The 11,617-nt window shown below is 66.5% G+C and carries 12 protein-coding genes; 3 read left to right on the top strand and 9 right to left on the bottom strand.

Annotated features, from left to right (window positions below; translation table 11 throughout):
• Positions 1-288, top strand: a 288-nt coding sequence (locus ACWEKS_RS43035) for a hypothetical protein (protein ID WP_452345479.1), incomplete at its 5' end; no start/stop codon positions are given.
• Positions 289-382: 94 nt separating this feature from the next.
• On the opposite strand, the gene ACWEKS_RS43030 is transcribed toward ACWEKS_RS43035, so the two are convergent.
• Complete coding sequence (locus ACWEKS_RS43030; RefSeq protein WP_452345478.1) at positions 383-814, bottom strand: MarR family winged helix-turn-helix transcriptional regulator; 432 nt, start codon at positions 812-814, stop codon at positions 383-385.
• Between the two features lie 133 nt (positions 815-947).
• Here ACWEKS_RS43030 and ACWEKS_RS43025 point away from each other — a divergent pair, with 133 nt between their 5' ends.
• Both ACWEKS_RS43025 and ACWEKS_RS43020 read left to right on the top strand, forming a co-directional pair.
• On the top strand, positions 948-2,021 hold the full coding sequence (locus ACWEKS_RS43025) for an alkene reductase (RefSeq protein ID WP_452345477.1): 1,074 nt from the start codon (positions 948-950) through the stop codon (positions 2,019-2,021).
• Between the two features lie 108 nt (positions 2,022-2,129).
• Positions 2,130-2,564, top strand: coding sequence for a TIGR03667 family PPOX class F420-dependent oxidoreductase (locus ACWEKS_RS43020; RefSeq protein ID WP_452345476.1), 435 nt, complete (start codon positions 2,130-2,132; stop codon positions 2,562-2,564).
• A 302-nt stretch (positions 2,565-2,866) separates the two neighbouring features.
• On the opposite strand, the gene ACWEKS_RS43015 is transcribed toward ACWEKS_RS43020, so the two are convergent.
• From ACWEKS_RS43015 to ACWEKS_RS42980, 8 genes are all read right to left on the bottom strand, one after another.
• The gene (locus ACWEKS_RS43015; RefSeq protein WP_452345475.1) at positions 2,867-3,094 is read right to left on the bottom strand and encodes an SDR family NAD(P)-dependent oxidoreductase; all 228 of its coding nucleotides are present in this window, start codon (positions 3,092-3,094) and stop codon (positions 2,867-2,869) included.
• Positions 3,095-3,578: 484 nt separating this feature from the next.
• Positions 3,579-4,883, bottom strand: a complete 1,305-nt coding sequence (locus tag ACWEKS_RS43010) for a phytoene desaturase family protein (RefSeq protein ID WP_452345474.1) — start codon at positions 4,881-4,883, stop codon at positions 3,579-3,581.
• A 14-nt stretch (positions 4,884-4,897) separates the two neighbouring features.
• Positions 4,898-5,761, bottom strand: coding sequence for an SDR family oxidoreductase (locus ACWEKS_RS43005; RefSeq protein WP_452345473.1), 864 nt, complete (start codon positions 5,759-5,761; stop codon positions 4,898-4,900).
• 34 nt (positions 5,762-5,795) lie between these two features.
• Complete coding sequence (locus ACWEKS_RS43000; protein ID WP_452345472.1) at positions 5,796-6,956, bottom strand: acyl-CoA dehydrogenase family protein; 1,161 nt, start codon at positions 6,954-6,956, stop codon at positions 5,796-5,798.
• A 9-nt stretch (positions 6,957-6,965) separates the two neighbouring features.
• Positions 6,966-7,742, bottom strand: a complete 777-nt coding sequence (locus tag ACWEKS_RS42995; RefSeq protein WP_452345471.1) for an enoyl-CoA hydratase/isomerase family protein — start codon at positions 7,740-7,742, stop codon at positions 6,966-6,968.
• A gap of 90 nt (positions 7,743-7,832) precedes the next feature.
• Positions 7,833-9,026 (bottom strand): acetyl-CoA acetyltransferase, encoded by a 1,194-nt coding sequence (locus ACWEKS_RS42990; RefSeq protein WP_452345470.1) that lies wholly within the window; start codon positions 9,024-9,026, stop codon positions 7,833-7,835.
• Entirely contained in the window at positions 9,023-10,408 is a 1,386-nt protein-coding gene (locus ACWEKS_RS42985; RefSeq protein ID WP_452345469.1) for an OB-fold domain-containing protein, read from the bottom strand. Before ACWEKS_RS42985 ends, ACWEKS_RS42990 begins: the two co-directional genes overlap by 4 nt.
• Positions 10,408-11,604 (bottom strand): acetyl-CoA C-acetyltransferase, encoded by a 1,197-nt coding sequence (locus tag ACWEKS_RS42980; protein ID WP_452345468.1) that lies wholly within the window; start codon positions 11,602-11,604, stop codon positions 10,408-10,410. Before ACWEKS_RS42980 ends, ACWEKS_RS42985 begins: the two co-directional genes overlap by 1 nt.
• Between the last annotated feature and the right edge of the window lie 13 nt (positions 11,605-11,617).

Genomic DNA, 11,617 nt, shown 5'->3' with positions numbered 1-11,617 from the left:
AGAAGTGAGGCGAAATCACCGCCAAACGCGCGCCACCGCCGTGAATTCGACGGTCGGCGAATCGTGTTCCCCATCGCCCCAACAGCTCCCATCCGCTGGGAGCCGCCCGACCGGCAGCAACAACAGGCCACGGAGTCCATCCAGCTCGAAGTGCTGGGCTGCCGCGCCCATGTCCACCAGCAGGAACGCCGGGTCGTAGACAAGGTTGGCGAGATCATCGAAACGACGGTTGGGATCGGCCATCGCCCGGTCATTGTCCGGACATCAGGGTGGCATTCGGGCTGGTGAGAGCGTCGCTTCAGACTGCGGCGCAGATTGATTCGGGTATCAGCCCGAGTAGCGTTGTGCCGCCGCGGGATTGGTGTGTCCGTAGCCGGTGTGATCACCGGGGTGGGGTGAGTGCCTTGCGAAGAAGGTCGGCCAGTTGCTGTTGTTCCTCGGGGGTCAGATTGGCGGCCGTGCGGCGGGGGAAGTCGAAGGAGTCCTCGAACGCGTCATTGACGGCCTCGCCCTCGGGTGTGCGCTGGATGCGGCGGAAGCGTCGATCCGCCGGATCGGGCTGCCGCAGCACCAGGGAGCGGGCCTCGAGGCGCCTCACGATCTGGGTGATGTTGGAGGCGTCGCAGCCGAGTTCCTCCGCGAGTTCGCCCATCCCGCGGGGTGTCTCGACCCGGCCCAGGACGCAGGCGTGGGCCATGCTCATGCCCTGGTCACGGGCGGCGTCCTCGAACGCGTGGTTGTAGGCGTCCACGAATTCGAACATCATGCGTTCGACGTCGGTGGATGCGCTCACGGGACCTGCCGGTACTGCCATGCAGAAAATCCTAAGCCAAGACTTGACGAAGGTACTTGATTGGATCAATCACCTGTGCCACCATCATGCTTGATCCAATCAAGTAATTGCGCGAACAGTCCGGCGCGCGAATCGATCCAGCAAGGAGTACAAGGTGAGCACTCTGTTCGAGCAGGTCTCGATCGGCCGGTTGCAGCTGCCGAGCCGTCTGGTGATGGCGCCGATGACCCGCAACCGGGCCACCCTGGATGGGTTGGTCACCGAGCTCACCGCCGAGTACTACTCGCAGCGGGCGAGTGCCGGTCTGATCATCAGTGAGAGCATCCAGCCCAGCGTCATCGGCCAGGGCTACTTCCTGACCCCGGGCCTGCACAACCAGGCGCAGACCGCGGCCTGGCGCGTGGTCACCGACGCCGTGCACAAGGCCGGCGGCCGGATCGTCGCGCAGCTCACCCACTGCGGGCGCATCGGCCACCCCATGCTGTACCCGGACAACGCGCTGCCGCTGGCCCCGTCCGCGGTGGCCTCCGGCGAGCAGCTGTTCACCCCCAACGGGATGATCGACCACCCGGAGCCGCGAGCGATGACCGCCGAGGACATCGCCACCACCATCGCCGACTTCGCCACCGCCGCGCGCAACGCCATCGCGGCCGGCTTCGACGGTGTCGAGGTACACGGTGCGAACGGCTATCTGCTGCACCAGTTCCTGGCCGACAACACCAACCTGCGCACCGACAACTACGGCGGCTCGATCGCCAACCGCATCCGCTTCGTCACCGAGGTGGTGGCCGCGGTGGCCGAGGCCATCGGCGCCGACCGCACCGGCATCCGGCTCTCGGCCGGCAACCCGTTCAACCACATCGAGGAAGCCGACCCGGCCCCGCTGTACGGCGAGCTGCTGACCAAACTCGCCGACCTGGACATCGCCTACGTGCACATCATGGAGGGCGGCGACCGCGAACTGACCACCAAGCTGCGCGCGGCCTGGTCCAACGGCTTCATCCTCAACCCGCACCCCACCCCCGAGGCGTTCCCCGCGACCGTCGAAGCCGGCGTCGAGGCGCTGGAATCCGGTGTGGCGGACGCGATCGCGCTGGCCACCCAGTGGCTGGCCAACCCGGACCTGGATGCCCGGATCAAGGCGGGCGGACCCTACAACACCGCCGACCAGGCGACCTTCTACGGTGGCGACCACGTCGGCTACACCGACTACCCGACCCTGGGCTGAGTCACCCCGTACCGAAATCGCCACGGCCGCCCCGCACATGCTGCGCCTGGGTGACGCGCACGACCCGGTTCCGGGCCCGACTCGACCGACACCCCACAAGGAGATCGAATGTCAAGTTCCTCCCCCCTCATCGACTCGAACACCGACTTCGGAGTGAAGGTCACCGAGCATCTGGTGCAGGACACCATCATCTGGCTGACCACCGTAAGTCCCAGCGGCACACCGCAACCCAATCCCGTATGGTTCCAGTGGGACGACGGAGCGTTTCTGTTGTTCACGCAGCCCGGTACCCCCAAGTTGCGCAATATCGCTGCCAATTCCCGTGTTTCGCTGAATCTCAACTCCACCGCTACCGGCGGTGACGTCATCGTGTTCACCGGCACGGCCCGGGTCGACGCGGACGGTGCCTCCGCCGCTGAGCTCGATGCCTTCGTCGAGAAGTACACCGAGGGGCTGGTGGACATCGGGATGACCAGGGAGCAGTTCTTCGCCGACTACTCGGTTCCGGTGCGCATAGTCCCCAACCGCCTGCGCGGATTCTGAGCAGAGGTCGCCGAACGAGCTCGGACGCATCGAATGTCCTTGCGATGCTGAGGCTTCGGTTGTCCGAAGCCACAGGATCGCGAGCATGATCGATATCAACGAACACCGCCAGTACAGCGCCAGCCGGCAGGCCCTGCGCTTCGCGGCGCACGCGGTGCTGGCCGGCGTCTGCGATCTGGTCGTCGCCACCGGCGTCGAATCGGTCAGCCGTATCTCGATGGGCACCTGCCCGCTCGACGCCGACAACTTCGCCAGCTCGGCCTTCCCGGAACGGTCTCCGCAGGGTGTGCCGTGGCAGGGCATCAGCGCCGAACTCTTGACCGCCCGATCGCAGCGTCCAGTGTGGACAGATCGACCTCGACCGGATGCACCCGGCCACTGTCGGCGAGGGCACGCAACTCGTCACCGGTGTGGCGTGCGCCGGCAACCACGATCGCACCTTCGTCGACGAGGGTTCGGGCGATGGCCAGACCGATGCCCCGGCTCGCGCCGGTGACTACGGCGAGGACGTCGGTGAGTCCGAGATCCATGCGGTAGCTCCGCGACGGACTCCTGACGACCCACCGCGATTTCTGGGATCTCGGCACCGTCTTGGACCAGACCTCGGTCCCCATCGGTTGAGGTCGAAGCGAGGGGCGGCAACTGGTTTCGGCCGATCCTCGGTCGCGGCACCGCACACGTCGGCGCCACCAGGGTGAACCCCCCAGACACCGCCGCGCCGCAGAGCACGATATCGAGCGGGTAAGAGAGCCAATGAGTTTCGGCGGATTCGAGTTGGTTGCTCAATACTGCGAACATCCAGCCATGCACACCGGCCGTTCGACCGGGGTCGGTTTCCGGGATCTGGCGATGAAAGTCAGAAATGCCGGATAGGCCGCAGGCGCTCGGATCACCCCGCCTACGGCCTATCCGGTTGTGGCGCAATCAGTTGCTGGTTGGATACAACCGACTGCGGCCGCTCGGTACGCGCTGCCGGCCGGGTTGCGGCACGGGCGAGCGCGTCGAGTCGAGTGGTTACGCCGTCACCGGGAACTGGTCGCGGATCTTGTCGACGACGATCTTGGCGGTTTCCGCGCAGGCGGTGGTGCCGCCGTTTCCGTATTCCTTCACCGCGTCGCCCACGTTCCACAGGTTCGCGATCGGCGTGGTATTGGGCAGGTCGAAGCCGGCGACCGCGCGCTGCGGCGGCCAGCCGTCGCGGGTGACGTTGATCGACAGGATGCGCGCGTCGTCGAAGCCGGGGACCTGATCGCGCAGATCATCCAGCAGCAACTGGGTTTCGGCGGCCTCGTCGAAATCGCCGACAGCGGGCTTGGGGACGGCGGTGCCCTGGTAGAGGTGCCAGCCTTCCGGCGCCATTTCCGGGCAGACATCGGTGAAGTTGGCTACGTAGCAGAGTCGGCGGGTCTGGGCGAAGCTGGTCATGCCGGGGGCCTTCACCAACGGGCGCTGACTGGCGAAGTTCACCGAGATCATGGCGCAGGGCCGGTTGGCCTTGTCGACCTGCGCGACGTAGTCGGCGGGCAGGTTGTCCCGGCCCACCAGGTCCAGGGTGGCGAACGGACCGACGTCGCTGACGGTGAAACGCGCTGTCACGTCGATGTTCTCACCGCCACGCGCGATGGTCGCGCCGGTGATGCGGCCGTCGGTCAGGGTCAGCGCGGTCACCTCGCTGTCGAGCCAGACCGCACCGCCGTTGTTCTCCACCACCTCGGCGAGGGACTTCCACACCCCGATGGTGCCGTCGGGGCAGTACCCGAACTTCTTGAAGGCGCTCTTACGAGTGAAGTAGGTGAGGAACACGCGGGCCGGCAGTTCCTCGGAACCGACGGCGAACACCGATCCGCACATGTTGCGGAAGATGCCATGCACCGACTCGTTCTTCGTGTACTTGGCGACCCACTCGGCGGTCGACAGCTCGTCCTCGGGCATGCCGCTGTCGTTGCGCGCCGCGCCGAGACCCTGCACCAGCTTCGCGCCCTGGCGGGTGAGCTTGGACAGCAGGAAGCCCCAGCCACCACCGGTGACGTCCACGTCCTTGCCACCGATCCGGTACAGGATGGGCGGTTCCGGCTTGCGGACGTCGAACTTCGCGCCGACCTCGTCGAAGGTCTCCTCGGTGATGCCACCGAGTTCGATGACGATGGCACCGTTGTTGACCTTGAAGCCGTCGATGTCATCGGTGGAGGCGCGGCCGCCGACCTTGTCCAGTCGTTCGACGACCAGCGTCTTGTAGCCCAGGTGCGACAGGCGCGCCGCAGCGAACAGTCCGCCCGAACCTGCGCCGATAACCAGTGCGTCCCAATTGTTTTCGGTCATGTTCAATCCTCGATTCAGCCGAGCGGGTTCGCGCCGGGCTCGGCATCCGACATGTCGGTGATCCGGCTCCACTGCTCCGCGACCTCGTCGATGCTCGGCGGGGCGGCGAAGACGGCTCCCTTGTTCTGGAACTGCTGCACGCGGTAGACCTGGCCACCACCGGCGACGACAACCGTTGCGGTGTCCTCACATTCGTCGCTCATCAGGTAGCCCACGACACCGGCCACATGGGCGGGCGGCAGCTTGTCGAGCATCTCCTTGGGCGCGATGTCCTCGGTCATGCGGGTGGCGGCGAGCGGAGCGATCGCATTCGCGAGGATGTTGTTCCGGCCGCCCTCGATCGCGAGGGTGTTGATCAGGCCGACCAGACCGAGCTTCGCGGCACCGTAGTTCGCCTGGCCGAAGTTGCCGAACAGACCGCTGGTGGACGCCGCGACCACGATCCGGCCGTGGTTCTGCTCACGGAAGTACGGCCAGGCGGCCCGGGTGACGTAGTAACCGCCCCAGAGGTGCACCCGCTGCACCGATTCCCAGTTGTCGGCGGTCATCTTCGCGAACGAGCCGTCGCGCAGGATACCCGCGTTGTGGATGACGCCGTGAACGGTCCCGAAGTTGTCGACGGCGGTCTTGATCAGGCTCGCCGCGCCTTCCTCGGTGGCGATGTTGTCGTAGTTGGCCACCGCGGTGCCCCCGGCATCGCGGATCTCCTGGACGACGGCATCGGCCATCGAGGTTCCGGAACCGGAACCGTCACGGGCACCGCCGAGGTCGTTCACCACGACCAGGGCGCCCTCCTTGGCGAGCAGCAGCGCGTATTCGCGGCCGAGACCGCCACCGGCGCCGGTGACGACGATGACGCGATCGGTTACTCCGGGCATTAGTGTTGTCTCCCTCGACTTTCCAGAGTTGATGTCAATACGACGCAGGCAGCTTCAGGCTGGTCTGCGCGACGAAGTTGAGAACCATCTCGCGGCTCACCGGCGCGGTCTTGAGCAGGCGCGCGGAGAACCAGAGCTCGGCCAAGCCGTATTCCAGCGATAGACCGTTGCCGCCATGGGTCTGGATGGCCTGATCGAGCGCCTTCAGCGACGCGTCGGCAGCGGCGAACTTGGCGATATTGGCTGCCTCCGCAGCGGGCAGCCCGGCGTCGAACAGCTCCGCGGCACGGTAGGCCGCCATGCGGGCGAGTTCGACCGCGATGTGCGCCTCCGCGAGGGGGTGCGAAATCCCTTGGTGCGCACCGATCGGCACCGACCACACCTTGCGGTTCTGGGCGTAGGACACGGCCTTGGTGATCGCGTAGCGACCTATGCCGGTGCTGATACCCGAAGCGAGGATGCGCTCCGGGTTCAGCCCTGCGAACACCTGCCGCAGCCCGTTCCCCGCTTCGCCGATCAACGCCTCCGGACCGACCCGGACCTCATCGAAGAACACGGTGAACTGGTGGTCCGGCGAGACGACCGCGGTCGGCAGCGGCTGCAGCGTCACTCCAGGAGCGTCGGTGGGAACCACGAACATCGACAGCGGCGATCGCGAAGTGCCCACGAACTCCGGATCACGAGTGATGAGCAGGATCGCTTCGCACTCGTCGATCGCGGAGATGAAGTACTTGCCCCCGGAGATCACCCAGTCGTCGCCGTCGCGGCGCGCGGTCGTACTGACATTGTGGCTGTTGGAACCGGCGTCGGGCTCGGTCAGGCCGAAGGCCATCTTGCGGCTGCCGTCGGCGAGGCCGGGCAGCCATTCGGTCTTCATCCGCTCCGAGCCGTGCGCCGCCAGGATCGAGCCACAGATCGCGGGCGACACGACCGCGAGCAGCAGCGGAAAGCCGTGCGCGGCGAGCTCTTCGATCACGATGAGCATCTCGGACAGGCCGGCGCCACCGCCGCCGTACTCCTCGGGCAGATGCACCCCGAGCAGACCCGCCTGGCCGAGGTCACGCCACAGTTCGTCGACCTTGGCACCGGAGCGGGAGCGCTCCAGGAAGTATTCCTGACCGTACTTGGCGGCGAGTTTGCCGACGCTCTCGCGCAGCAGCGCCCGTTCGTCGGTATCGATAATGAAGGCGGACAACGGTTTATCTCACTTTCCGGTGAAGGTCGGCTGCTGTTTGGCGAGGAAGCTCCCGATCGCATCGGCCGCGTCGGCTGTGCGGGCGACGCGGCGCAGCGCCTCCGTCTCTTCGGACAGCGCGTGATCGAGAGTGGCGGTCCAGGAGTTGTGCAGCAGCCTGCGCATCTCGCCGTAGCCACGAGTGGCGCCGGCCGCCAATCGGCGCACGGTTGCCTCGGCTTCGGACGCGAGCTTGTCGGCGGGCACGACTCGGTTGATCAGGCCCCAGTCGGCGGCGGTGACCGCGTCGATGACGCGGTCTTCGAACAGCATTTCCGTGGCCCGCCGGATACCGATGAATTTCGGCAGATACCAGGTGTTCCCGGAATCCGCGGTGATGCCGATGCGCCCGAAGCCGGTCGCGAATTTGGTTCCGGTCGCGGCGATGGTGATATCGGCCGGGTAAAGGAAGCCCAGCGCGCCGCCCGCGCACGCACCGTGCACGGCCGTCACGATCGGCACCCGCACACGGGCGAGCAGCCGAATCGCCTCGTGCATGGGTATCGCCATCCGGGTGAGGGTGTCCGGCAGGTCTTCCGCACCGTCCGCGAACGCCGAGATATCGCCTCCGACGCTGAACACCGGTCCGTTCCCGGTAATCAGCACCGCCCGCAGACCATCCTCATTGGAGATCCACGTGGCCAGCTCGAGCAGCGCCTCCCCCATCGCCTTGTCGAGGGCATTGCGCGCTTCGGGCCGATCCAGCCTGATGTAGGCGATGTTGTCGACGACCTGGTAGGCGATCAACGCCTCACCTCCTTTTCGAATTTAATGTAAATTAGGAAACTGCGATCGGTCAAGCCCCGAGCGGCAGGGGCGATCACTGCCGCGACCGCTTCAGCCCAATTCGGACCCGACGACGGCGACGAACGAAACGCAGGCGCCCGGACGGCCGCCCAGGTTGTGCGTGAGGGCCACCTGCGGATCCTGAATCTGACGCTCCCCGGCCTCGCCACGGAATTGCAGCCAGCATTCGTAGAGCATGCGCAGGCCGCTCGCGCCGACCGGGTGACCGAACGACTTCAGCCCGCCGTCCGGATTCACCGGAAGACGACCACCCAGATCGAAATCGCCTGCGACGCTGTCTTTCCACGCCCGGCCGCGATCTGTGAAGCCGAGATCCTCCATCAGAACGAGCTCGGTGGGCGTGAAGCAGTCATGGACTTCGGCGAAGGAGATCTGGGTCCGCGGCTCGGTGATTCCGGCCTGCGCGTAGGCGTCCTCGGCACTGGCGACCACTTCCGGGAAGGTTGTGAAGTCGTAGTCCGGATCGACCGCACCGCGGCCCGGCCCGGCCGTGAGCGAAAGCCCCTTTACGTAGAGAGGGGTGTCGGTGTATTTCAGCGCGTCCTCGGCAGGGACGATCACCGCACACGCCGCACCGTCGGAGACCCCGGAGCAGTCGAAGACACCCAGCCGTCCCGCGACCAGCGGAGCTCCTTCGATCTTCTGCTTCGCCACCTCGGATCTGAACTGCGCCTTGGGATTCAGTGCGCCATTGTGGTGGTTCTTCCAGGCGACATGGGTCATGGCCTCCCGCATGTCCGCTGGGTCCACGCCGTATTTGGCGCAGTACGCGGGGTCGAGGAGGGAGAACGCCGCCGGCGCACCGAAGGACAGTTCGGAAGCCGTTCCGTCGCTGGGCGCGTCGCCACGCAGCAGGCCCGAGAAGCCGGAATCCTTGAGCTTCTCCACACCGATCGCGACGACCTGATCGTAGGCACCCGACGCAACGGCATAGCAGGCGTTGCGGAACGCCTCCGAGCCGCTGGCACAGTAGTTCTCGACGCGTGTCACCGGCGTGTAGTCCAGGCCCAGCGGTTTGCTGACGGTCAATCCGCTCTGGCCGGTGCCCAGCGTGCCGAGCCAGTAGGCGTCGATGCTCGAACGATCGAGTTTGGGATTGCCGGTGAAGCACTCGGCCATCGCCTCGAGCAGCAGATCGTCCGCCGAGCTCTCCCAGCGTTCACCGAAACGCGTGCAGCCCATGCCGACGATCGCTACCTTGTCGCGAATACCGTTGCTGCTCATAGCTGTTGAGCCTTCCAAAAGTAGTTGTGGACGCCACCGGCGCTGTTCAGGCGCCGGAAGGTGGCGCGCACCCGTGAGCCCACAGCCAATCGGTCCACGTCGGCGTCGGCGACCTCGAGGGTGTACCGGCCGCCGCCGTCGAAGTCCACCACCGCGCCCACCACCGGCGGGGCCGGCGAGAAGGACTGCCGATCAACGGTGAAACTGGTGACGGTGCCTTCGCTGTGTGCTACCGAGACGGGAGTCATCGCGTCGATAGCGCCGCAGCGCTTACAGACCCGGGCCGGCGGTAGATGAACCAGGCCGCATCCCGCGCAGACTGTGCCGGTGAAGGAGAACTTCCACTCCGCAGCCCGAGCCGATGGCGGCGCGGCTGCTCGATCCGGTTCGGGGCGGCGCGGCGGCTCACGGTCGAGCAGACCCCGCCAGTTCAAGTAGGTGGTGTAGGGCACCGTGCTGCCTGCCGCGAGCTGGTCGGCGACCGGAACCGGCTGTCGCGCTTCGGCTATGCGGTCGGTGACCCGCAGGACGAGAGCATCGCACCCGTCCGCGGCCGACAGGATCAGGATCGTCTCCCCCGGCTCGGCCTGATCGAGAACGGACGCCAGCGCCAGCCCTACATCGGCGGCGCCCGCGTGCCCGATGGGCGAAGTCCGGGTGGAGAGTTTGCCGGCCACAGAGGTCGCGGACCGCTTGGCGAAGGTGGTGTTGGGCGAAACCAGGACGACATGGTCAGCTTCGCTGAGTGCCGCCCGGTCCAGCGCCGCTGCCGCGGCACGCTCGAGCAGCGGCTGGTAGCGGGATATACCGAACCGCTCCTCCCACTGTTCTCCGGTCGCCGATCGCGGGTCACGCCAGCGATCGAGGAACTCGGCGGTGACGGACGACTGAGCGATGACTTCGGCGATCGGTTCGTCGCCGAACAGAAAGGCAGCGGCACCGTCGCCGCCGCCACGTTCGTCAGCCGATCCGGGACGTCCGACCCTCATATCCGCCAGCACCGCGAGGCCGCTGCACCCGGATGCCGCGCGCAGAGCGGCGATGCCATTGCGTGCGGCCCCGGCCAGGTCAGCCGCGAAGAGCGCGGCGGGCAGTCCGAGAGCGGCGTGGATCGCGGTCGCGTTGGTCTTGTCGGCGTACGCCGGTGTGGTGGTCGCGAAATACAGTCCTGCCGACATCGACGCCGGGACCGCGTCCCATTCGAGGTGCGCCAGCGCGGTCTTCGCCGCGGCGACACCCATCGTGGTGCTGTCCTCGTCGAAGGCCGCCGCCACACGAACACCTTTGCCCGCGTTGGTGTTCAGCGTCGCGCCGATGTCCGCCAGCGACACGCGATGCGCCGGAAGGTAAGTGCCGTACCGGGTAATTCCATACTGTGTCATCAGGGTGCCTCGAAGAGTGCCGCCATACCCTGGCCACCACCGATGCACATCGATTCCAGGGCGTATCGTCCACCGCGCCTGCGCAATTCGTGCAGCATGGTGGTGAGTATCCGAACGCCGGTCGCGCCGATGGGATGGCCGAGCGAGATGCCGGATCCGTTGACGTTGAGCCGTTCGTGATCGTCGAAGCCCCAGCCCTTCAGCACCGCCAGGACCTGGACGGCGAAGGCTTCGTTGAGCTCGACGAGATCGATATTGTCGAAGGTGTGGCCGGTGCGCTGGAAGAGTTTCTCGACGGCGGGCACCGGACCGATACCCATCTCGGAGGGTTCGCAGCCCGCGGCGGACCAGCCGACCAGGTAACCGAGCGGCTCGAGCCCGAGTTCGGCGAGTTTGTCCTCGGCGACGACCAGGCAGGCCGCGGCCGCGTCGTTCTGCTGGCTCGAGTTGCCTGCGGTCACGGTGCCGTCACGCGTGATGGTGCGCAGTTTCGCCAGGGATTCCGGTGTGGAGTCGGCGCGGATGCCTTCGTCGCGGACGAATTCGATCCGGCCACCTTTTCGCTGCGGCACCGGTACCGGCACCACCTCGTCGGCGAACTTGCCCGATTCCCATGCCGCGGTTGCCTTCTGGTGGCTTCGTGCCGCGAATTCATCGGCGGAGTCACGCGTGATCGAGTACCGCTGGGCGAGGTTCTCAGCGGTCTCGATCATGCCGCTGATGTGGCCGGAGCGCTCGACCGGCTGGGAGCGTTCCCGTCCGCGGTCGAGGCGGTCGTAGAAGGCGACATTGCCCGACCGCGAGCCCCAGCGCATGTCCTGGGTGTAGTACTCGATATTGCTCATGCTCTCGACGCCGCCGGCGAGAACCACGTCGGCGGCGCCGGTCTGCACCATCATCGCGGCGGTCACAACGGCCTGTAATCCACCACCGCAACGGCGGTCGGTCTGGAATCCGGGCACCTCGATGGGCAGGCCGGCAGCGAGCGCGGCCCAGCGGCCGATGCAGGGTGCTTCGGAGTTCGCGTACGACTGAGCGAATGCAACGTCGTCGATGCGCGCCGGGTCGATGCCGGAGCGCTCCACGACCGCCTTGATGATGTGGGCGGCCAGGTCCTCGGCGGGGACCGGTCGCAGTGTGCCGCCGAAGGTTCCGACGGGGGTACGCAGTGGGCTGACGATCGCCGCTCTCTTCATGATTTCACCTCTG

The sequence above is a fragment of the Nocardia sp. NPDC004711 genome, assembly GCF_053601595.1.
This window is presented reverse-complemented; position numbering and strand designations above follow the sequence as displayed.